The 23,218-nt window shown below is 43.4% G+C and carries 15 protein-coding genes; 9 read left to right on the forward strand and 6 right to left on the reverse strand.

Features of this window, described 5'->3' with window-relative positions; genetic code table 11:
- The first annotated feature begins 3 nt into the window (after positions 1-3).
- Both H6550_09835 and H6550_09840 read left to right on the forward strand, forming a co-directional pair.
- Positions 4-1,881: a M1 family metallopeptidase gene (locus H6550_09835; protein MCB9046423.1), complete on the forward strand. Its 1,878-nt coding sequence runs from the start codon at positions 4-6 to the stop codon at positions 1,879-1,881.
- Positions 1,882-1,927: 46 nt separating this feature from the next.
- Positions 1,928-3,235, forward strand: a complete 1,308-nt coding sequence (locus H6550_09840; GenBank protein MCB9046424.1) for an amino acid permease — start codon at positions 1,928-1,930, stop codon at positions 3,233-3,235.
- Positions 3,236-3,237: 2 nt separating this feature from the next.
- On the opposite strand, the gene H6550_09845 is transcribed toward H6550_09840, so the two are convergent.
- Positions 3,238-3,813, reverse strand: coding sequence for a uracil-DNA glycosylase family protein (locus tag H6550_09845; GenBank protein MCB9046425.1), 576 nt, complete (start codon positions 3,811-3,813; stop codon positions 3,238-3,240).
- A gap of 222 nt (positions 3,814-4,035) precedes the next feature.
- On the opposite strand from H6550_09845, the gene H6550_09850 reads away from it, so the two are divergent.
- The 4 genes from H6550_09850 to recQ all read left to right on the forward strand — a co-directional run bounded on the left by H6550_09850 (position 4,036) and on the right by recQ (position 12,178).
- Positions 4,036-5,352, forward strand: coding sequence for a citrate (Si)-synthase, eukaryotic (locus H6550_09850; protein MCB9046426.1), 1,317 nt, complete (start codon positions 4,036-4,038; stop codon positions 5,350-5,352).
- 93 nt (positions 5,353-5,445) lie between these two features.
- On the forward strand, positions 5,446-6,420 hold the full coding sequence (locus H6550_09855) for a deoxyhypusine synthase family protein (protein ID MCB9046427.1): 975 nt from the start codon (positions 5,446-5,448) through the stop codon (positions 6,418-6,420).
- A 263-nt stretch (positions 6,421-6,683) separates the two neighbouring features.
- A complete protein-coding gene (locus H6550_09860) occupies positions 6,684-9,692 on the forward strand; it encodes a gliding motility-associated C-terminal domain-containing protein (GenBank protein ID MCB9046428.1) in 3,009 nt (1,002 codons plus the stop codon).
- A gap of 257 nt (positions 9,693-9,949) precedes the next feature.
- Positions 9,950-12,178: a DNA helicase RecQ gene (recQ, locus tag H6550_09865; GenBank protein ID MCB9046429.1), complete on the forward strand. Its 2,229-nt coding sequence runs from the start codon at positions 9,950-9,952 to the stop codon at positions 12,176-12,178.
- Between the two features lie 95 nt (positions 12,179-12,273).
- Here the strand turns inward: recQ and H6550_09870 are convergent, their stop codons facing one another.
- Positions 12,274-14,646 (reverse strand): gliding motility-associated C-terminal domain-containing protein, encoded by a 2,373-nt coding sequence (locus H6550_09870; GenBank protein MCB9046430.1) that lies wholly within the window; start codon positions 14,644-14,646, stop codon positions 12,274-12,276.
- 207 nt (positions 14,647-14,853) lie between these two features.
- Here H6550_09870 and H6550_09875 point away from each other — a divergent pair, with 207 nt between their 5' ends.
- On the forward strand, positions 14,854-15,414 hold the full coding sequence (locus H6550_09875; GenBank protein ID MCB9046431.1) for an aminoacyl-tRNA hydrolase: 561 nt from the start codon (positions 14,854-14,856) through the stop codon (positions 15,412-15,414).
- Positions 15,415-15,428: 14 nt separating this feature from the next.
- Here the strand turns inward: H6550_09875 and H6550_09880 are convergent, their stop codons facing one another.
- The 4 genes from H6550_09880 to H6550_09895 form a co-directional block, all read right to left on the reverse strand.
- The gene (locus tag H6550_09880; protein ID MCB9046432.1) at positions 15,429-15,764 is read right to left on the reverse strand and encodes a carboxypeptidase regulatory-like domain-containing protein; all 336 of its coding nucleotides are present in this window, start codon (positions 15,762-15,764) and stop codon (positions 15,429-15,431) included.
- An 8-nt stretch (positions 15,765-15,772) separates the two neighbouring features.
- Entirely contained in the window at positions 15,773-17,404 is a 1,632-nt protein-coding gene (pruA, locus tag H6550_09885) for an L-glutamate gamma-semialdehyde dehydrogenase (protein ID MCB9046433.1), read from the reverse strand.
- A 440-nt stretch (positions 17,405-17,844) separates the two neighbouring features.
- Positions 17,845-18,144, reverse strand: coding sequence for a GIY-YIG nuclease family protein (locus H6550_09890; GenBank protein ID MCB9046434.1), 300 nt, complete (start codon positions 18,142-18,144; stop codon positions 17,845-17,847).
- A 283-nt stretch (positions 18,145-18,427) separates the two neighbouring features.
- Positions 18,428-20,836, reverse strand: coding sequence for a T9SS type A sorting domain-containing protein (locus tag H6550_09895; GenBank protein ID MCB9046435.1), 2,409 nt, complete (start codon positions 20,834-20,836; stop codon positions 18,428-18,430).
- A gap of 857 nt (positions 20,837-21,693) precedes the next feature.
- Between H6550_09895 and H6550_09900 the strand changes: the two genes are divergently transcribed.
- Together H6550_09900 and tatA are read left to right on the forward strand one after the other, a co-directional pair.
- Positions 21,694-22,785: an RluA family pseudouridine synthase gene (locus tag H6550_09900; protein ID MCB9046436.1), complete on the forward strand. Its 1,092-nt coding sequence runs from the start codon at positions 21,694-21,696 to the stop codon at positions 22,783-22,785.
- 199 nt (positions 22,786-22,984) lie between these two features.
- The gene (gene tatA / locus H6550_09905; protein MCB9046437.1) at positions 22,985-23,167 is read left to right on the forward strand and encodes a twin-arginine translocase TatA/TatE family subunit; all 183 of its coding nucleotides are present in this window, start codon (positions 22,985-22,987) and stop codon (positions 23,165-23,167) included.
- Positions 23,168-23,218 lie beyond the last annotated feature (51 nt).

A 23,218-nucleotide genomic window follows, 5' to 3' on the forward strand; every position in this document is an offset into this window, starting at 1 on the left:
TAAATGTTTAAAAAAATAGTTTCAAGTATTGCAATGGCTACTTTAATAGCATCTTGCAACCAGGGAGATAAGGCAGAAAATACTGAAACAGTGGCTGTAATAGATGACCACACACAAAGCAATGCTGACAGTATCCGGGTAAAGCACCTGGACCTGGATATCAAAGTTGATTTTGAACAACACAGGATCATTGGCCGTGCATCATGGGATATCAATAATAAATACGGATTGGACCGCCTGATCCTGGATGCATACAGGTTAACTGTTGACAGTGTATATGTAGACGATAAAAAAGTGCAGTATACCTGGGGACCGGCGTTAATACACCTGGGCAATGCTTTGAAAATCCCTGTTAACAAGGACAGCAAGCACATAGATATTTTTTACAAGTCAGACCCATCTGCGAGAGCATTACAGTGGTTAGAACCTCAACAAACATCCGGCAAACAATTTCCTTTCTTGTATACACAATCGGAAAGTATATATGCCCGCTCTTGGATACCATGTCCGGATGGCCCGGGAATCAGGTTTACCTATTCTGCAAGGGTGCAGGTACCACAAGGACTGTTAGCCCTGATGAGTGCTGATAATCCACAGCAAAAGAACGACAGTGGTATTTACCATTTTAATATGAACATACCCATCCCGGCCTACCTGATGGCTTTAGGTGTGGGCGACCTGCAATTCAAGGCTATTGATAAACTTACAGGTGTTTATGCTGATCCGACTGTCATTGACGCAGCTTATAATGAATTCAGCGAGGTTGGTGATATGGTACGCACAGCAGAAGAACTATATGGACCTTACCGCTGGGGCAGATATGATATTCTGGTACTCCCTTCTGGCTTTCCGCTCGGAGGTATGGAAAATCCTAAATTGACATTCTGTACTCCCACGATCATATCGGGAGACAAATCGCTGGTGAACCTGATAGCTCATGAATTGGCCCACAACTGGAGCGGCAACCTGGTGACCAATGCTACCTGGAATGACTTCTGGCTGAATGAAGGCTTTACAGTTTATTTTGAGCGCAGGCTCACAGAAAAAATGACGGACAAAAGCTATGCTGACATGCTTTGGGAACTTGGCTACCAGGACCTGCAGCACACGGTAGAAGAAATGGAGGCAGATAGCAATATGCAAGATTCTCATTTGAAACTTGACCTGAAAGGACGCGACCCGGATGAAGGCTTAACAGACATAGCCTATGAAAAAGGTGCTCTTTTTCTGAAGTTAATAGAGAATAATGTAGGCAGGGAGCGCATGGATGCATTTCTGAAAGGATACTTCGACTCACATGCTTTCAAAACTATTACAACAGAAGATTTTATTGATTACCTGAATACCAACCTTATAAAAGGTGATAAAGAACTGGCAGACAAAATAAATATCGATGCATGGGTATACGGCCCTGGAATTCCTGATAATGCTCCCAGGGCAGATATGGAAAGATTCAATAAAGTAGATGAAGAAAGAGCTAAGTTCCTTGCAGGTACTGATCCTGCCGGGTTGAATACAGCAGGATGGACCACTCACGAATGGTTGCATTTTCTGCGTAAAATGCCCAAACCGCTTTCTGTAAAGCAAATGTCAGCTTTGGATAAACAGTACAACTTCACTAACAGCAATAACAGTGAAATAGCAGACCTTTGGTATCAAACAGCTATTACAGCTGACTATAAAGCTGCCTACCCTGCTATGGACACTTTTCTCGGGAAAGTAGGCCGCAGAAAATTCCTTGAGCCTTTATATAACGAAATGATGGCTACGGGTAAAGAGAAGATGGCGCAGGATATATATGCTAAATACCGAAACAACTACCACCCGCTGGCACAAAGCACATTTGACAAGACCGTGCTGAAGGAAAAAGATAAGTGGTAAAGATTCAGTCCGGCATAGCAATACAAGTATTGATCAAGCTATCCAGATGTTCAGAAAACAAACAAAAAAAGGAGATAAAGCCCTTGGCGTAGCAGAACTAATTGCTATTGCCCTTGGCGGAATGGTGGGAGGTGGTATCTTTTCTATTTTGGGCGTATCTGTTGAGCTGGTTGGAAACGCAACCCCTATTGCAATACTTATTGGCGGCATACTGGCTTACCTGGCTGCTTTCTCATATGTGCGACTGGCACAGCTATATAAAGACGAAGGTGCCACCTATTCTTTTTTTAAAAAAACCTTTCCGTCTTCAAAATTTGCTTCTTCTATTATTGGCTGGCTCATTGTTTTTGGTTATATCAGCACCCTTGCATTGTATGCTTACACATTCTCGTCATACCTGTGTAGTGTACTGCCCTACAAGAATGATTGGACATTGAAGCTTGTAGCCGCTGCCGTACTTACATTATTTGCAACAGTGAACATCCTCAGTGTAAAAGGTATGGGTAAACTGGAAGATGTATTGGTCTATACAAAGATTGTCATCTTGTTGTTTATGTCAGGACTGCTGGCTGGCAAAGGAGACATCAATAATATGACTCCTCTTATCAACGCTCACACATCTTTTACAACTATTGTGATCGTATCAGCTATCACTTTTGTTGCATTCGAAGGGTTTCAACTGGTGATACATGCGTACAACGAAATGAGCGATCCTGCAAAAAACATTCCAAGAGCTATCTATTCAGCCATTGTTATTGCTACTCTATTGTACATAGCTATCGCTATAGGAGCACTTAGCACCATACCAAAATCACTGATCATCAGCGACAAAGAGTATGCACTTGCTTCAGGTTCTGCAAGTATACTTGGCAATTTTGGACTTGTCATTGTTATTTTCGGAGCACTGCTTGCAACAAGCAGCGCTATCAATGGAACTATATTTGGCGCTTCACGACTTATGGCTGTGATCGCAGCCGATGGTTACTTTCCAGGAATAATGTCCAAAAAGAGAAAAGTATTTATTCCCTACAATGCAATTATTACCATAACCATGTCGTCATTTCTGCTGATATTAAGTGGTGGATTAGAAACAATACTTGAGTTTGGCAGTATCACTTTCATTATCGTTTCTTTTCTGATGGCTTACGCCAACTTTGTTAAAAGGAAAGAGACAAACACCTCAGTTCTATACGCCATCATTGTTATGTCTGGCTTGTTTGCCGGTGGCGCTCTCATACTTTATTATGAATACATGTACCAGCCCAAACAACTTATATTCATTGGTGGGTTGTATATAGCACTTACTATTCTATCGTTGATTTATGCCAGGCTAAACAGAGCTAATACCAAATAGGTCTACTTCAATAAACATTCGCTTACAATTTTTTGCAATAAGGGCAATACATCCTGCTCAAACCACTTGTTTTTAGACAGCCACAAACGGTTGCGAGGTGACGGGTGTGGTAATGGAAGATATGTCGGTAAATATTCACGATGTGCCCTTACCGTCTCAGTCAGGTTGTTTTTCACCGCATTCCCCAGGTAGTATGCCTGGGCATATTGGCCTATCAGTAAGGTCAAATGTACCTTATTCATATTTGCCATCAATGACCTGTGCCATTGTGGAGCACATTCCGGCCGCGGAGGAAGATCACCGGACGCTCCTTTTCCCGGATAACAGAACCCCATAGGCACAAGTGCAACAATCTCAGGATTGTAAAATATGTCGGGATCTATTCCTAACCACCTTCTCAATTGCGTGCCACTGGCATCGTCCCATGGAATACCAGATTTATCAACTTTACTGCCGGGTGCCTGTCCTACAATGAGCAATCTTGATGTGCCTGATGCCTGTAATACCGGGTTGGGGTTTGAAGGAAGGTATTCCTTACAAATATCGCATTTCCTTATCTGTTCAAGTAGTAATCTCATTTTCGGTCACACTGGTGATGGTATGAAGTTAACTATAGCGAAGCAGATATCTATACATAAACAATAATCCCATACTTCATTCTATCAACCTAAGAATTTAGCAGATTGTAAACAAAAGATTAATAATGCTTTTTTAATACTTGGTGTACATTTCGTACATTTGTGCTTCCAACCTTATAATTTAAAAAAATATAACATATAAAAGAGCAGGCATCAAATTTTATGGGCTACGTTAAAGAACGCTTTAAAGAAAAAGCAGACGCACTTGCGGCAGAAGTAAAAGACCTTTTGACACAACATGGTAATACTAAACTTGGCGAAGTAACGGTTGCACAGGCATACCAGGGTATGCGCGGCATACCCGGATTGGTGACAGAAACGTCGTTGTTGGACTCAGAAGAAGGTATACGTTTTCGTGGATATTCAATACCGGAGTTAAGAGAGCTATTGCCTAAAGCTGAAGGAGGTATTGAGCCATTGCCGGAAGGATTATTTTACCTGATGCTGGTAGGAGAATTACCTACTAAAGAAGATGTTGAACATCTATCTATGGTATTCTCACGCCGCTCAAACATACCTAAACACGTTTTCAACGTACTTGATAAAATGCCTGTTACCTCTCACCCTATGACATTGTTCTGTATGGGGGTAATGGCATTGCAAACAGAATCAAAATTTGCAAAGGCATACAAAGACGGTATCAGCAAGAAAGAACACTGGGATTACATTTACGAAGATACGATCACATTGATAGCTCGTCTGCCACAGCTGGCAGCATATATATACCGCCGCAAATACCATGATGGACACGGTATCGAACCGGATTCTGACCTGGATTGGGCAGCAAACTTTGCTCACATGCTGGGTTTCGAAGACAAAAGCTTCTGGGCGTTGATGCGTTTGTATATGACCATACACGCAGACCACGAAGGCGGTAACGTATCGGCACATGCTACGCACCTGGTAGGTAGCGCTCTCAGCGATCCTTACCTGGCATTTACAGCAGGTATGACCGGCCTGGCCGGTCCGCTGCACGGCCTGGCCAACCAGGAAGTGATTCGCTGGATAGAAGAGATGTGCGAAGAGATTGGCAATGACCAACCAACCAAAGAGCAGATTGCAGATTACATTAAGAAGACTTTATCTCAGGGCAAAGTTGTGCCGGGCTATGGACACGCTGTACTTCGCAAAACAGACCCTCGCTTTACGGCGCAAATGGAGTTTGCCAAAAAACATTGTCCTGATTCCCCACTTGTACAAACAGTTTGGAATGTATATGAAGTAGCTCCTGCAATATTAGAAGCTACAGGTAAGATCAAAAACCCATGGCCAAACGTTGACGCACACTCAGGTGCTTTGCTGAAACACTACGGCCTGGTGGAAGAAGAATTCTATACAGTGTTGTTTGGTGTGAGCCGTGCGTTGGGCGTATTAGCCAGCATTTGTTGGGACAGGGCACTGAACCTGCCTATCGAACGTCCTAAATCACTGACAACGGATGCTATTAAGAACATCGTTTCTAAAACACCTGTTGCCTGATAATTAAGATCAGAACAACAATGATATATTTTTACAGAGACGCTTGTCAACAGGCGTCTCTGCTTCATTAATCAAGTTGATAAAATTACAGACATGAACAAAGGTCCGGTTTCTCAATTTATACAACATCATTACCGCCACTTCAATGCCGCAGCTTTGGTAGATGCAGCCAAGGGATATGAAACACACCTGGCTGAAGGTGGAAAAATGCTGGTGTCACTTGCAGGTGCTATGAGTACAGCAGAATTGGGGATTTCCCTGGCAGAGATGATACGCCAGGATAAAATTGCCATCATTAGTTGTACTGGTGCCAACCTTGAAGAAGACATTATGAACCTTGTGGCACACACTCATTACAAACGTGTTCCTAACTATCGTGATCTTAGCCCGAAAGAGGAATTTGAACTACTGGAAAATGGTTTCAATAGGGTTACCGATACCTGTATCCCTGAAGAAGAGGCATTCCGTCGCATACAAAAGCATATATATAAAATATGGAAAGATGCTGAGGATAGCGGTGAGCGTTATTTCCCACATGAGTATATGTATAAATTATTGCTCAGCGGAGTAATGAAAGAATACTACGAGATCGACCCCAAAAACAGCTGGATGATTGCTGCTGCGGAAAAGAATATTCCGATAGTAGTTCCGGGGTGGGAAGACAGTACTATGGGCAACATATTTGCTTCCTATTGCATAAAAGGCGAACTGAAACCATCGACCATGAAAAGTGGCATTGAGTACATGACCTGGCTGGCCGACTGGTATCGCACCAACAGTTCTGGTAAAGGTGTTGGCTTTTTCCAGATAGGTGGTGGCATTGCCGGTGACTTCCCAATATGTGTTGTACCGATGATGTACCAGGACCTGGAATGGCACGATGTTCCTTTCTGGAGCTATTTCTGCCAGATAAGCGATAGTACTACGTCATATGGTTCTTATAGCGGCGCCGTGCCCAATGAGAAGATAACATGGGGTAAACTGGATATAGATACTCCTAAGTATATAGTAGAAAGTGACGCGACTATTGTTGCGCCTCTTATCTTCGCTTACCTGCTTGGATGGTAAGTGTTCCTTAAATACTTTAATAATAAAAAAGGCCCCAAGATAGGGGCCTTTTTTATTGTGGTCTGCAACCTCCATCAACACTATTAATCAACGGCAATATCAAAAAGGTCTGTACCATTAACTGACAATTCAAATACACATAAGTCGTATTAATAAAAAGCAATTTTACAATAAAATTAACATTACACCCAACTATAAACAATCCTGACTTAGTCTTATACAATAAGAGCTATTCAATTTATCATACCAAAAAACACTCAGTAATGAAAAACAGATCATTATCCTTTATTAGTGTATTGTGCTTATTACTATCATCCTTATTAATACCGGACAAAGCATTTGCTACGCACTCTGCCGGGGGTGAGATAATATACGTACATATCAGCGACTCAACGTATCAATTCTTCATGAAATTCTACCGGGATTGCACAGGTTCTTTTGAACCTAATTCATTCACGCTGTGTTGTCACAACACATGCACCAACCAGAGTTTCAGTGTAAACATGCCTAAATGGACGGGGACATTACCACCCGATGGCCGTCCTAACGGCGCCCCTGTTTCGGCAGGTTGTTCCAACTCTTTCAACAAATGCGACAATACACAATACTTTCTCCCCGGTTACCGGGAATGGTGGTATTCATGCATCATTACCTTACCTCTTAAATGTAACTACTGGGAATTCGGTGTTTCTCTTTGTTGCAGAAATACCTCAAGTAACCTTGTGGGCCAGGATAACTTTTATGTAGAGACTATATTTAACAGCAGTTTTACATGGGATAATTCATCTCCTTTCTACTCCGTAAAACCAATACCATATGTATGTCTGAACAGGCAATACACTTATAACAATGGCGCGCTGGATGCTGACGGAGATTCACTCTGGTCCCAGATGATCAACCCGTTGAACAACACTTCATGTGCAGCAACCAATACCAATGTTCAAACGGTACAAAATGCTACCCCGCCGATAACTTTCCCCAATAACCCAATGCAAACAAATAATTCTTTTGTATTAACAGGGGGTAACGGGCAAATGACATTTACTGCTACACAAAGCGGGGCGGCAGCATTATCCATCAAAACATCTGAATACCGCAAAAACGGGAACGTGATGACAGAGATTGGCTCTATTATGAGAGATGTGCAGGTACAGGTGATACCGTGTACCATTGTTCCTCCTACACTCGATACTGTATCAGTTATCGGAGGAGACTTTGGCAATGGGCTTGTATATGGCTGTGTAGGGCAAAAGCTTGATTTCTGTTTTACTGTTTATTCTTCAGATACAGAAACGGTGCTCCTTGCGGAAGACAACCTGAATTTAGCCATACCCGGTGCAACTATAAACTATAGTAACCAGGGAACAGACACAGTAACAGGCTGTTTTAACTGGACACCTACCATCAACGATGTCGGTAGCCACAATTTCCTGGTACTGATCAAAGATTCAACATGTAAACCACCGGGCATCCTGCTTCAGTATGCCAAGGTTATTGACCTGAAAATATGGGGACCTGTTGAAGCAACACCCGATACCAGTATATGCTATGGGGAACCTGCGTTCCTTGGAGTTGTTGGTGGAGGCAATTATAGCTGGAAGGTATTAAATGGCACTGATCCAAGTTTAAATAGCACTAACATACCAAATCCTATTGCTACACCGAAAGTAACGACAACATACGAGGTCACATCAACTGTAAATACTTATTGCCCTGACCTGAATAAAGATACCGTTACGATAACGGTTCTCAAAGGACCCGATATGACAGGAGTAAATGATGACACTACTTGTCCGGGAGTAACATTGCCCCTTGACCTGGGTATTGTTAAAAAGCCCGGTGTTACATATAATGTTAAATGGACTCCTGCCACAGGTTTGAGCAGTGCTACTTCTGACAAACCTGATGCTAAACTGAAAACAACTACTCAATATACGGTCGAGGTAGGCTCAAGCGATAATCGTTGCAAAACAATTGATACCGTGCTGATTGATGTTCTGACAGGTTTGACACTCGATAATCATGATACACAGATATGTGTCGGACAATCAGTAGATGTGCTGGGAAAAGTAGATGCGCGCTATAACATCGTATGGAACTCAAAAACAGATGGAGCAGCCACCTACAACCCGTCAAATGATATTGTAACAACGATCACTCCGGGTGACACTGGTAAACATACGTATGTTATAAAAGGCGATTACTATAAATGTAAAAATGTACCACTCGGAGCACCGAATGGTGACACTACAGCTGATTTTGTGATTGACGTTCAACCAATACCAACTGCAAGTATAGATGACGATGCCAGCATGTGTTATGGCGATACAATGCAACTATCAGCGATAGTTTCGCCCGAAAAATATTCGAAATACACTTATTCTTGGACACCCGGAGTTGCGCTAGACTTCCCTGATCGTAAAAACCCTATATTCTCAGCAATAACTGAAGGAGGTACAACACTCAGGTTTATAGTAAAAACACCTGCAGGCTGTAGCGATACTGACGAAGTAAATCTGAATGTATATGCAGCATCCTTCCTGTTCTTACCGGGAGACACTGCTATATGTGCCGGCGATAGTATATCAATAGATATGGACGTTGCCAGCGGCACTAAGTTTTACTGGACGCCTGACCTGAATATAAGCAGCATCAGTAGTCTGCAACCTCGTGTATGGCCAGTTGCAGATCAGCGCTATAGTGTATTTGGCCAGGACAGTGTTGGCTGCCTTGATACTGCTCATATTAACATAACTGTGCGTCCTAGAGCAATAATTGAGATACCTGACAAGGTGACTATTTACCCGGGAGAAAGCTATACTATGGATCCCGGCGGCAATTGCCTGTATTATACATGGTTCCCACCACTGGGATTGAACAATGCCGATGTAAGCAATCCATCTGTAAGTCCTGAAGTTGATACGAGATATATAGTGCACGGACGTACTGAAGCAGGTTGTGCCGTAACAGACTCTATAGACATCATAGTTATAAATGATAGCTACCTGGATCTTCCAAACGCCTTTACACCGGGCAGAAGGACCAATGGAACATTAAAAATAGTAAGACGTGGTATAGCTGAACTGAAAGAATTTGCCGTATACAACCGTTGGGGAGTAAAAGTGTTTGAGACCTCTGACATTAATGAGGGCTGGGATGGAACCTACAATGGAGCATCCCAACCAACAGGGGTTTATATCTACACAATAAAAGCAGTTACACCTTCAGGACACGCCATTCAAAAGCAAGGCAACATAACGTTGTTACGATAATGTAAATATGTAGTCTCAAAACACCCCCGGACAATTAACCGGGGGTGTTTTTTTATTAAGACACCCTGTTTACTCATCAAGTAACTGTGCAAATTAAAGTGTGTATATATTTTATGAAAACATTGCATATTAAGGGCATTTTATTTAAATTGTTAGTTGTAAATTCGCAAACCTTTTTACAAACGCAACCTACATATAGATATTTCACATAAATATTTTGAATGATCTGACGTTTACTTAGGTGTAAAAAATAAAATATGACAGCAGGTACTATTACCTCAAAATCAAAACTGAACCTAAAAAAGGCGCTTCAGGAAAATTTTGGTTTCGAATCATTTAAAGGAGAGCAGGAACAGATAATTAACAGCATTTTGTCTGGCAGGGATACATTTGTGATAATGCCTACAGGTGGTGGAAAGTCATTATGCTACCAATTGCCGGCCATTATTAGCGACGGGGTGGCTATTATAGTTTCTCCCCTTATTGCTCTTATGAAAAACCAGGTGGACCTGATAAGGAGTTATAGCAGCAAGGATAACATTGCTCATTTTCTTAACTCTACTTTGAGTAAAACACAGCAAAAGAAAGTAAAATCTGACCTGCTGGATGGAACTACTAAGCTTTTATATGTTGCCCCGGAAACCCTGACTAAAGAAGAAAACATAACGTTTTTCTCCGAAATGAATATATCATTCATCGCGGTTGATGAAGCACATTGTATATCAGAATGGGGGCATGATTTCAGGCCTGAGTACCGCAAACTCAGGACCATGATAGACCAGATTAGTGATTCCCTGCCCATTATAGCCCTTACAGCGACAGCTACGCCAAAGGTACAGGACGACATAGTAAAGAACCTGGGATTAAAGGACCCTAATATCTTTGTCTCCTCTTTTAACAGGGCTAACCTGTACTACGAGATCCAACCAAAGGGCAATAAGAGTACCAACCTTAAGAATATTGTAAAATTCATCAATCAGAACAAAGGCAAGAGTGGCATAATCTATACGCTCAATAGGAAGGCGACAGAAGAACTAGCTGATACACTCAGAGCCAATAAAATATCTGCTGTTGCCTATCACGCCGGCCTTGAAGCATCAGTAAGAGCAAAAAGACAGGATGATTTTCTGATGGAAGAGGTAGATGTAATAGTCGCTACCATTGCCTTTGGCATGGGTATAGATAAGCCCGATGTACGTTTCGTCATACATTACAACATTCCCAAGTCACTGGAAAACTACTACCAGGAAACCGGCCGTGCAGGCAGGGACGGGCTTGAAGGGAAATGTATCCTGTACTATTCTCACAAAGATGTGCAGAAACTGGAACATCTGATGCGCGACAAACCACTAAGCGAAAGGGAAATGGGGGCTCAACTGATAGCCGAAACTGTTGCCTATGCCGAGAGTGGTGTGTGCAGGCGCAAACTGTTGCTACATTATTTTGGTGAAGAGTTAAAACAGGATAATTGTGGGCAGTGCGACAACTGCCTGAACCCTAAAGAGAAGCTTGAAGTTAAAGACAGCTCAAAGATCGTACTGGACGCTATCAACCAATTGGATGAGCGGTTTAATATAGACTATGTAGTTAATGTCATACTTGGCAAGGCCACGCCACAAATAAAAACGTTCAGGCATGACAAACTAAAAGCCTTCGGTTCAGGTAAGATCATGGAAATGGAAGACAATTTCTGGTTCTCGCTAATCAGGCAGATGATGCTGGAAGGATTAGTAAGAAAGGATATTGAGGAATACGGCCTGTTGAAGATCACCCCTGAGGGGCACAAGTTCCTCAAAAAGCCATTCTCAATCATGGTGGCGCTGAATAATAAATTTGAGGACAGTGACAACGATGATGAGGAAGCCCAGACAGGAGCAGCCAATGCCGGCACTACAGACCCGGTTCTTTTCGATATGTTGAAAGACCTGAGAAAGCAGGTAGCTAAAGAAAAAAATGTACCTCCTTTCGTAGTTTTCCTGGAAAACTCACTGAAGGACATGGCAACCAACTACCCCACTACACTCGAAGAGCTGGAGAAGATACAGGGAGTAAGTAAAGGCAAAGCAATAAAATTCGGTAAGAAATTCGTTTCTCTTATTGAACAATATGTTGAGGAGAACGACATTGTAAAACCGGATGATTTCGTCATGAAGAGCGTTGTCAACAAGAGCGGAATGAAGGTGTACATCATCCTCAATATTGACAAAAAGATACCCCTTGAGACTATTGCCCGGAATAAAGGCATCACCTTGCAGGAGCTGCTTACTGAAATGGACACCATTGTTGCCAGCGGCACTAAACTCAATATAGACTACACGATTGATGAAGAGCTGGATGATGATGAACAGGAAGACATTTTCGACTATTTCCGCAGTAGTACTGATGATAACATAGAAGACGCGTACGAAGAATTCAAAGACAGTAACGTAACCCTTGAACAACTTCAAATGATGCGTATCAAATTCATGAGCGAATACGCTAACTAAAGATTATTCCTTTCTCAGGATATTATACAAAACTTACAATAAATAATAAAGGCTGCCGATCGGCAGCCTTTATTATTTATTTCATTAAGAGCCTTTTATCTTAATAAGGTAACATTACCCTGGTAACGTTCCGAAATCCCGTTGGCAAATGTTACTTGAATCAGGTAAATGTAAGCACCGGTTGGTTGATCTTCACCACCATATTTACCATCCCATCCACGGCCATTGAGGGTTTGTGTACCAAACACTTGCTCACCCCAACGGTTGAATATCTGCATATCGAATGACGTTACATTGCGAGACAGCAGTTGGCGAGGCAGGAAATAATCGCTGTTACCATCACCGTTTGGCGTGAATGCATTAGGAATATTGATGTAGCAATTTTTCTCAACCACAAGAGTATCTGATGCTTTACATCCATCCAGGTCAGCTGTAACAGCATACCTGCCATGATGGTGTATCCATATACCCGGTGTTACATCTTTTTCAGGCGTATTCCATGAATATTTCGTGTTCGGATTACTACCATAATTCACATCCTGTATAAAGATGGGTGAGCCATTAGGACAGATAGTAGTATCATCGCCCAGGTACACGGTCGGAACAGGTTTTACTGTATACTGACCGGTATAGCTTACATCAGGACAAATACGGTACTTGATATCAAATACTACATTATAAGTCTTAGGCTCCTGGTATGAGTGATATACAAGTGTTGAATCAGGGATGGTTACACCATCATCAAAGTTCCATATCGCCGAAATGTAACCATAGTTAGAATACTTAGCCGTGAATGTGATCTCTTCACCCACACACACGTTTTCTTTATCTGTCTCAAAGAATACGAAACCATTTGAGTCAACAACTATAGGCAATTTGAAAGAATCAGAACATCCCAGGAAGTCAGTCATAACAAATGTAGGCGTATAAAGGCCTGCAACATCGTACTGGTGTTGAACGTCAAACACTGTATCTGTGGCACCATCGCCATACCTCCACAACATCTGTGGTATTGTACCAGGTTTTACATAAGAACTATCGCCGGCATAGAATGAAATGGTCTCACCCTGGCAAATACTATCGTCATCCAGTATGTATTTGGCTTTTACAGGGTGGTTGATTGTCAATGTTTGTTCCAGTGTATCATAACAGAAACCATTATCAACGGCCAGTTTCACTTTATAGTCACGAGGGTCGTAATTTGGTTTCGGTACTATGTAATAGTGCGTTGTGTCTTTAAGCTGAACCAAAGGAGTGTTGTCACCAAAATTCCAGGTAGAGTTATAGCCACCACTTGGTGTAGATGTCTGGTTAACAAATGTCACAGTATCCTGATCACAACCTTCTAATACACTCCAGGTAAAGTTGGCAAATATGTCGTCGTATACGTTCAGTATAAATCCGAAGGTATCAGAATAACATCCGAGGATATCCACCGCATATATATTATACAGGCCTTTCTGGCTGGTCTGGATATTCTTTATTGCAAGGATATATCCCTGGGATGCATCAAACGTATCACGTCCCCAGGCACCGTAGGCAACAGCCCATCCACCAATAGGAAGGTTGATGTTTTTCAGGAAGATCGTGTCGTTTTCGTTTGGACATACAGGGCCTGCCTGCGTTACAGTTCCTGTAGTTGGCGACTGAGAAACGTTGATGTTTACCGTGTCTTTATAGATACAAGCTCCCCTTGTAGCCGTAACGATGTATTGTCCTGACTGTGCCTGGTTTGTGTTAAGCAATTTAGGATCTGAAACAAATCTTGAGGGTGCCCAGGTTGGTTGCTGGAACGCATTGGTTGTCCAGGCATAAGTTGTATTAGGGAATACCGTAGAGGTAAGCTGTATATCCCTGCCCGAACATGTCGGAGAGTCTGCCATTGCAACAAAACCCAGAGAGCAGGAGTCATCTTGCAAATATGCCGCATAGATAACGTCACTGGCAATCGCATTACCTGCAGCCCTGATGTGAGTTACTTTAATGCCGTAAATATTAGCTGGTGTAAGTGATATATCTACCTGTACACCCTGGCCTGCACCGGTTGCACCACCGGTAGTACTCAATAAGCCTCCGGGAGTAGTCATGTTGTTAGAGGTCATGCTGCAGGTACCAGCATATGGAGTTAAATTAGCCCCTGTCAGGTTATATTGTGTATAGCCTGAACCATTATCAACATCAAAACGTATAGTATCATCATCGTGTATCCTGATCATTTCAAAACGAACCTGGGTTACACCGGTACCTCCAAACCTGTATTCATAGCCGTCAGTGTGCAGTTTACCTATCTGGTAAGGACCTGTACCACAAGTAGTACCGGTATTAGGACCGTTAATAGGATTGACTGTCACAGTAACACCACCTACTACCTGAACACCGGATAAGGTTGTGATATTAAAGTAAGCTGCTGTGGCATCAAAAAGACCAAGACAGAAAATTAATGTTAGAAAGTAAAATCCCTTTCTCATTATATACATTTTAATTTGTTCCTTAATCAATGCAATTTTTAACGAATTGCTAATATTGCAGTATTAGTCTAATAATCAGGACGAAAAATTAGTTAATTTAGTTGGGTAATGCAAATAAATATTTTTACACATATTGACATTTTTACAAGTATCACACATTGATTTTTACAAATATTGCCCAAAATTAATACTTAGAGCAAAATATACATGAAATTTTTAATCATTGGTTTAGGAAACATCGGGTCGGAATATGATGGAACAAGACATAATATCGGGTTTGATGTTGCCGATGTACTGGCGATAAAGAACAACGTTACCTTTAAACAAGACAGACTGGCAGCAGTGGCAGAATACAAGTGGAAAGGCAAAAATTTTGTAATTATTAAACCTTCTACCTATATGAACCTGAGTGGCAAAGCCATCAAGTACTGGATGGAGAAAGAGAAAGTTCCTGTAGAACAGACTCTTGTAATTCTGGACGACCTGGCACTGCCACTTGGCACATTGCGTATGAAAGGCAGTGGCAGCGACGGAGGCCACAACGGCCTGAAAAGCATCCAGGAAAGCCTGCAAACCACTAAATACCCGAGACTGCGATTTGGCATTGGCAATGACTACCCCAAAGGCATGCAGGTAGACTTTGTATTGGGCAAATGGACCTCCGAGGAGTTTCCGATCGTCAAAGAACTGGTGCTGAAGAGCGTGGAAATGATCGAGAGCTTCGCCTTCAGAGGCATACAACAAACTATGAACCAGTACAATAAGTAGCAAAACAATAACTACTAATACTTCTTCTTTTCCAGGTAGATGGTATCATCCAGGGGAATATCTATAGCATAAGCTGTATGATAGCCGGGATAACTGATCACCAGTTTCAGGCCGCCGCATTTGGCAAGGCCATCTACAACATAAGCCGTTTCAAACCAACCGGTGCTATCTGTATGGATGAACCTGTGGTCGCGGGTGCGGTCATTCAAGTCGGCAAAGCTGTGTATCTCAGCTCCTTTTATCGCTTCATGGCTGTTAAAATCTACGACATAGCCCCTGGCATAGCGGGTGCAGTCTTTGCAACCCGCAAATGCCAAAGTCAATAATATGAGCAGTATGCTACGTTTCATACTTTGTATTAATCTGCCTGCATGAAGGGATAACGGTAATCCTCAACCGGCACATAAGTTTCCTTAATGGTCCTTGCATTCAGCCAACGGTAAAGGTTCAATGCGGAGCCTGCCTTATCGTTAGTGCCTGAAGCACGTGCACCACCAAATGGCTGCTGTCCTACAACAGCGCCAGTAGGCTTATCGTTGATGTAGAAGTTACCCGCTGCGTTCACCAGCTTGCGTGTCATCAGTTCTGTAGCGTAACGGTCTTGCGAGAAGATGGCTCCTGTCAGCGCATAGTCCGAAGTGGTATCTACCAGGTCTATCGCCTCTTCCCATTTATCCGCTTCGTATACGTGAATGGTCAATACAGGGCCGAATATCTCTTCGCACATGGTCACATACTTAGGATCTTTGGCCTCAATGATAGTAGGCTCAATGTACCAACCTTTGCTGCTGTCGCAGGTACCGCCACATATGATCTCAGCTTTATCACTATCTGCTACGCCATCTATATATTTCTTAATGCTGTTGAAAGATTTTTCATCTATCACCGCATTGATGAAGTTCGTAAAGTCGTCCACCACACCCATCTTCATGGTCTTCACCTCAGCTATCAGTTTTGTTTTTATCTCATCGGCCAGGTTCGATGGCAAATAAGCTCTGCTGGCAGCAGAACATTTTTGCCCCTGGTATTCAAAAGCTCCCCTTGCCAGGCCGGCCACTACCGCATCTACATTCGCACTGGGGTGCACCATTACGAAGTCTTTACCACCGGTCTCCCCTACTATGCGCGGGTAGCTCTTATATTTGGCTATGTTGCCTCCAATGGTCTTCCACATGGTCTGGAACACACCTGTTGAGCCTGTAAAGTGTACCCCTGCAAAATCCCTGTGGTTGAAACAGATATCACCTACAGTAGGGCCACTGGTATATACCAGGTTGATGACACCATCCGGCAGGCCTGCTTCTTTCAGTATCTCCATGAATACACTGGCACTGTACACCTGTGTATTAGCAGGTTTCCAAACCACCACGTTGCCACACATAGCAGGCGCTGTTGGCAGGTTGCCGCCTATTGCTGAGAAGTTGAATGGTGTTACCGCCAGTATGAACCCTTCCAGCGGACGGTATTCCAGGCGATTGTGCATGCCTGTGGGTGATAATGGCTGTTGCTTATATATATCTGTCAGGTAATGAACATTGAAACGCAGGAAGTCGATCAACTCGCAGGCGCTGTCTATTTCAGCCTGGTAGGCATTCTTGCTTTGCCCCAGCATAGTGGCCGCATTCATACGCGAACGGTATTTGGTGGCCAGCAGTTCTGCGGCTTTCATGAAGATACCTGCACGATGTTCCCAGGGCATAGCCGCCCAGCCTTCCCTGGCTGCCAGTGCCGCGTCAATTGCCTGCTGCACATGTTCTGCACTGCCTGCATGGAAATGACCTAAAAGATGACCCGTTTCGTGCGGTGGACGTATCTCGTGCTTATCGCCGGAGCGTACTTCCTGCCCGTTGATATACATCGGGATATCGCGCATCTCGGCTTTCATATCGGCTAAAGCCTGTTGTAATTGCTTACGCTCATTACTTCCGGGAGCATAGCTCAGTACCGGCTCATTTTTTGGTTCTTCGTACTTGAAATAGGCATTATGCATATCATCTAAAAATTTCAGTGGGGCAAATTTAGGCTAAATCGACGGTAGTTTCGGTATCAAAAGTTGCTTTGTGGTTAGATATGGGATAATGGATATTTGATATAGGATATTTTCCCTTTCGGTTGGCGTTGTCACCGTACCCTTCAGGCAGCCTTCATCATAACCGTCAAACTGAACCCAACACTGTGAAGTACCCTCCCCCTCTCGCGTCATTGCGACAGAGTATTTGCCACGACAAATACAGCGGAAGCAATCTTGCCCAAACGTGTATTGTATTCCCCCTCTCACTAAAAGCAGCGCAACACCTTATCCTGCCAATCCTCCAATCCTGTGAATCCTGATTCAGACATGCTTCTCTGCTCGCAAAAACCGGAACTATTTAAAAAATACCAGGTGTTTGCGAGGAGGCACGACGAAGCAATCTTAAGAGCTGAAGAACTCTACCAGTTCATAATAACATTCCATAAGTCTTTCCACTCCGGGTTGAAACCATTTATTAATGCTATCTTTTTTGCACGACTTCCTCCCTTTATCTTTCGTTCAGCGTCATTAGCAGCTCCTATAGAATCATACAACTCAAAATACACCAACCTTACACAGCTATATCGGGCAGTAAATGAATTAGGATAGATTCGGTTCTTATGTTCCCAAACACGACCTTTAAGGTCTGAAGTAGCACCTGTATATATTGCCCTTCTGTTTACTGAAGACATGATGTATACGGCTCCGGATTTTGACATTATTCAGGATTTAGTACTACTAATTTAACAACTTAAATATATTCAACTTAATAGATTGCTTCGTCGTGCCTCCTCGCAAAAACCGGAACTATATAAAAAATACCAGGTGTTTGCGAGGCGCGAAGAATGAGCAACGAAGCAATCTTATCAGATGAAGAACACTGATGAGCTCTTAAGATTATTTCGATTACTATGTCTTTTAAGGCCTCAATGAGAGCTTCGCTGTTGCTTCGTCGTGCCTGCTCGCAAAACAGGAAATTTTTAGGTTTTCACTTTTGACTTTTTACTTCTTAACAACCCTCCCCGCTACACTGCCATTCACTTTAATGATGTACACACCTGTAGCAAGGCCGCTCATGTCGGCATGAACTGTTTTACTGCCGCCGGTTTGGCTCAATACCTGTTTTCCTAACAGGTCGGTCAGGGTGATTTGCTCTATGATGGCAGATGAAGTAACTGTAATAGTACCACTTGTAGGATTAGGATAAATACGGATATTATTGTCACGGACAATATCCTCCACGCCCAGCCTTATCTCCAGCTTGATGCAGTTGCTCAGTGCCGTATCCGGGCTCGGGCAGGCATAGTCGCTCGTAATGAGTACGCAGATATTGTCGCTATTGGTGAGGAAGTTCGCATTGGCACCCCATGTTTTGCCTGTGGCGCCGCCTACGCTCTGCCCGTTGCGTTTCCACTGGTACTTAGGGTTAGTTCCCGCGTCCTGTGTTACAGCCGTAAAGTTGATCGGCTCGTTAGGGAATAAAGATGGCCCCGCATCTGCTGTTATGGTAACACCCGGTGTTTTCAGGTCCTGCACCACCATTTTTATGGCGTTGCTGGTATCGGTAAAGGTGGTGGCACAGGTGCCTATGCTCACCATCAGGCAGGTCACCTCATCACCGTTCTTTAAGCTTGTGGTGGCATAGCTGGTTGTTGTCACGCCTTTGCTGACTCCGTTCACCCGCCAGTCATAGCCAACGCTGCCACCATTGGTAGGTATGGCCGTGAAAATTGCTTTTTGCCCGTCACAAATGGTAGTGCCCGGTGTGGGATAGATATTCACATTCGGGTCGGTATTCACTACCACCACCACGCTGTCCGTATCTGATATACAACCATTCAGGTTGGCGAATACATAGTAGGCGCCGGCATAGTTCAGCTGCATGTAGTTGCGGGTTGGGTTTTGTGTGTACTCATAATACCCTGCCGGGCCATACCATGTGTAGTTAGCGCCGTTGATGGTAGTAGCCGTCAGTTGCAGGTCCTGGTGGGCGCATAGCGGACTGTTAGGTGCTGCCGCCGTTGGTTTGGCAGGTTTGGGTAATACGCTTAACGTTACCGTATCTCGGTTGCTGCAACCATTGATAGTTACTGTACTGATATAATCCCCCGCATGGGTACTCGCTGCATTGTTGGTCACTGTCGGGTTTTGGGTAGCCGAACTATAGCCTGGGCCCGTCCATGCATAGCTTACCCCATTGGTTGTGGTACTCGTCGATAATGTTAAGGTCTTGTTCTCACACACCGGGCTGTTGCTACCCGCTGTAGGCTTGGCAGGTGTCTGGTGCACCGTTACAGTAGTGGTATCCCTCAGACTACAGCCCGTACTGTTGAGCGTTGCAGTAAGTATATAGTTACCAGCATGATTCATGGCGGTATTGGCTATCACCGTATCTTCTGCCGAGGAGGTAAAGCTGTTCGGCCCCGTCCATGCCCAGCTTACACCCGTGCTGGTGCTGCTGCCGTTCAGCCTCAGGGTATCGGTGGTACACACAGGGCTGTTGCTGCTGTTGCTCACACCTTGTGGAGCAGCTTTAACACGTATATCCACCTGGTTGTCCAGCGAGGTATCTGCAGGGTTACTGCTCACAATACGCATCCTGTAACCGTTGCCCGGAGTAGTATTCACGGGTATGGTACACCATATAGTATCACCTGTGGTATCTGTACGGCTACCAATATTTATTGGGTTGGCAAAGCTGCCGCTGCTGTTACTTAGTTGTGCGGTAAAGGTATTGTTGTTCTGAAAGCGGAAACTGGTATTGTACACCAGCGGAATAGTCTGCAAAGGGCAAAGTACCGTATCAGTAAAGGGTTGTTTGATAAATGCTGTAGTGTCTTCTTCAAAGTACACACCTAAATGGCTACCAGAAGAAAGGGCTGTTAGGTGCGTAATCGCAAAAGAATAAATATTAGGCTCTGTAATATCTATCAAAATACAACCAAAATCATTACCTATAGTATCATTAAGATTCCCATTAGTATCAATACCAAATGGGTTTGTACAACCTGAACATGGAGCTGATGTAAGCTCATTATAACTTAGGATGTGGTGCTGGCCGTTAATAGAAAATGAAAAATCTTCGCCATCAGCAGCTGCACCTAAAGTTATCCTGATATGATTTGATGCAGGGGAAAGACTAAAACTATATGTATTTACATAAGCTCCTCCATGACCAATAAGATAACGACTTCCCATGCAGGGGACTATAACAGTTTGTGTTGTTCCCGTACCCGGCGTTACAGTCACAGACGTATTGCCATATTGAGCAGTCCCGCTCGTATGGATAATGTTATATAATGTTTGTGCATTAAGCATATTGCCCGGAAAATAAAGTATGGTAAATACTAGAAAGAAGGCTACAATGCTGCTCATCCACTGGCAATGGTTTTTGGTGATAACAGTAGTCATGCGATATTATTTGACATAAAGTTAATAATTAGAGCGATAAAAATAACAGGGTGTTTTCACCTTTGGTCGCTGTTGTCACCGCACCAATCAGCCCCCCATCAAAGCCGTCATGTTGAGCGCAGAAACTAACGACAGGCAATTACCTTCCCCTCTTGAGAGGGGCAACCGAACACAGTGAGGTGGGGTGTGTATTTCCCCCTTTGGTCGCTGTTGTCACCACACCGATCAGCCCCCATCAATGCCGTCATGTCGAACGCAGAGAGACATCCCCTGAGAACTTGCAATAAGCTGCATTTATCCACTCATCCTAAAAGCACCCCAACTTCTTATCCTGCTAATCCTCCAATCCTGTGAATCCTGATTCAGACAAGCATTACTATCTACAAAATATAATTGTAATAATGAATAAAATAACGTATATTTGTTATAATAAAAACGAATGAAATTACGAAGATCCCGCCATGGCGGGACATTAATAAAACTATAAGCCAATGCCCTCACCCCAACATATACGCAACAAAACCGGTCCCGCCTCTGCGGGACTTTTTTATGCATTGTTAAGTACAACGACTATACTGTTTTACTTAACATTACTTAACAGTTTTCACTGCAAAGCATTAACTATCAACAACTTAGCGAAACGGAATATTAACTCATGGTTAAACTCAAAAACTGAATTACTTAACAAACAAACCTGTATTCCTGCCAGGTCGGTATCACTACCCTATCAATCAGTCAGCCATCTTTGCACATACTTCGCCCCCACCAATACCTCGGTACTCATAAAAGTGTCAGAGAATAAGAGTATGGCAACAAGTAGCTCGTTTAACTATATCTTTGCAGGCTTATACCATATTATGGCAGAAGAAACGGAAGACCTGTGGGAAGATGATATTCCTGAAGAGGATAATGAAGAGGCCGCTCCTGAACGGGTGGAACGCATGCGCTTTATTACAGACAAAGGGCAGGAACCCTTACGCATAGACAAGTTCATGATGCACAAGGTGGAGCATGCTACCCGCAATAAAATACAGCAAGCATTAGAAGAGGGACATATACTGGTGAACGGAGCCATCGTAAAAAGCAACTATAAAGTAAGGCCGGGTGATGAGGTGATACTGTTTGAAACACGCAGCCAGGAGAGCACCGAGGTACTACCTGAAGACATTCCGCTGGACGTGGTGTATGAGGATGACGATGCGCTGATCATCAACAAGCCCGCCGGCATGGTGGTGCACCCCGGCAACGGCAATCGTAACGGCACTCTGGTAAATGCACTGGCCTTTTACCTGCAAAAAGAGAATATAGACACCGAAGGACTGCCACGCGTGGGGCTGGTGCACCGTATAGATAAGAACACCAGCGGGTTGATCGTAATAGGCAAGTCAGAAGCGGCTATGACAAAGCTGGCGGCACAATTCAAGAAACACACCGTGCACCGAAGGTACATTGCGCTGGTATGGGGCGACCTGGCCGACGATGAGGGTACAATTGTAGCCCACGTGGGCCGCGACCAGCGCCATCGCAAGCGTATGGATGCCTACCCCGACGGTGAACATGGCAAGGAAGCTATTACACATTACAAAGTGCTGGAACGTTTTAACTATGTAACGCTTGTGGAACTGAGGCTGGAAACAGGCCGTACCCACCAGATACGTGTACATATGCGGTATATAGGGCATCCGCTGTTCAACGACAGCACTTATGGTGGCGACAGGATAGTAAAAGGAACGGTTTTTACCCGCTACAAGCAGTTTATTGACAACTGTTTCAAAATTTTGCAACGACATGCATTACATGCTAAGGAACTGGGCTTTAAACATCCTGTTACCGGTGAATGGATACAATACGATTCAGAACTGCCGGAAGATATGACCGAGGTGATAGAAAAGTGGCGCACTTACACCAAAGGCATGAATAACCAATTGAAGGAGCGAATGGGAGGATAAATCATTAAATAAATAAAAAAATACATACATACAATGCTGAATGGTGGTTATTTGCGGTAATCAAGCTTAAATGCAGGAAAAAACACGGCAAAATGCACCATTAATCGGTTATTAATCCATAATTTTGTTAGAATCAGTTTATTTAAAATAAATATAACACATGTCTTTGTTAGCAATTAACCCGACTTTATTGATCGGAATGCCGGGTACCGGTGAGTGGGTAGTTATTCTTGTGGTGGTTGTGGTACTTTTCGGAGGTAAGAAAATACCTGAACTGGCCCGTGGTATCGGTAAAGGTATTCGTGAATTTAACGATGCTAAAAAAGGAGTACAGGAGGAGATCGAGTCAGGCATGAAAGATAATTCTGACAAGTCGAAGTAATACTGCTCCCTTACATTACACAGCACACAACTTTTACATAATTCATAATTT

It is taken from the genome of Chitinophagales bacterium (genome assembly GCA_020636495.1).
Classification (GTDB): Bacteria; Bacteroidota; Bacteroidia; order Chitinophagales; family Chitinophagaceae; genus UBA5543.

Coding starts and splice junctions, on each gene's coding strand:
- H6550_09835 (MCB9046423.1), top strand. CDS start 4: ATGTTTAAAAAAATAGTTTCAAGTATTGCAATGGCTACTTTAATAGCA.
- H6550_09840 (MCB9046424.1), top strand. CDS start 1,928: ATGTTCAGAAAACAAACAAAAAAAGGAGATAAAGCCCTTGGCGTAGCA.
- H6550_09845 (MCB9046425.1), bottom strand. CDS start 3,813: ATGAGATTACTACTTGAACAGATAAGGAAATGCGATATTTGTAAGGAA.
- H6550_09850 (MCB9046426.1), top strand. CDS start 4,036: ATGGGCTACGTTAAAGAACGCTTTAAAGAAAAAGCAGACGCACTTGCG.
- H6550_09855 (MCB9046427.1), top strand. CDS start 5,446: ATGAACAAAGGTCCGGTTTCTCAATTTATACAACATCATTACCGCCAC.
- H6550_09860 (MCB9046428.1), top strand. CDS start 6,684: ATGAAAAACAGATCATTATCCTTTATTAGTGTATTGTGCTTATTACTA.
- recQ (MCB9046429.1), top strand. CDS start 9,950: ATGACAGCAGGTACTATTACCTCAAAATCAAAACTGAACCTAAAAAAG.
- H6550_09870 (MCB9046430.1), bottom strand. CDS start 14,646: ATGAGAAAGGGATTTTACTTTCTAACATTAATTTTCTGTCTTGGTCTT.
- H6550_09875 (MCB9046431.1), top strand. CDS start 14,854: ATGAAATTTTTAATCATTGGTTTAGGAAACATCGGGTCGGAATATGAT.
- H6550_09880 (MCB9046432.1), bottom strand. CDS start 15,764: ATGAAACGTAGCATACTGCTCATATTATTGACTTTGGCATTTGCGGGT.
- pruA (MCB9046433.1), bottom strand. CDS start 17,404: ATGCATAATGCCTATTTCAAGTACGAAGAACCAAAAAATGAGCCGGTA.
- H6550_09890 (MCB9046434.1), bottom strand. CDS start 18,144: ATGTCAAAATCCGGAGCCGTATACATCATGTCTTCAGTAAACAGAAGG.
- H6550_09895 (MCB9046435.1), bottom strand. CDS start 20,836: ATGACTACTGTTATCACCAAAAACCATTGCCAGTGGATGAGCAGCATT.
- H6550_09900 (MCB9046436.1), top strand. CDS start 21,694: ATGGCAGAAGAAACGGAAGACCTGTGGGAAGATGATATTCCTGAAGAG.
- tatA (MCB9046437.1), top strand. CDS start 22,985: ATGCCGGGTACCGGTGAGTGGGTAGTTATTCTTGTGGTGGTTGTGGTA.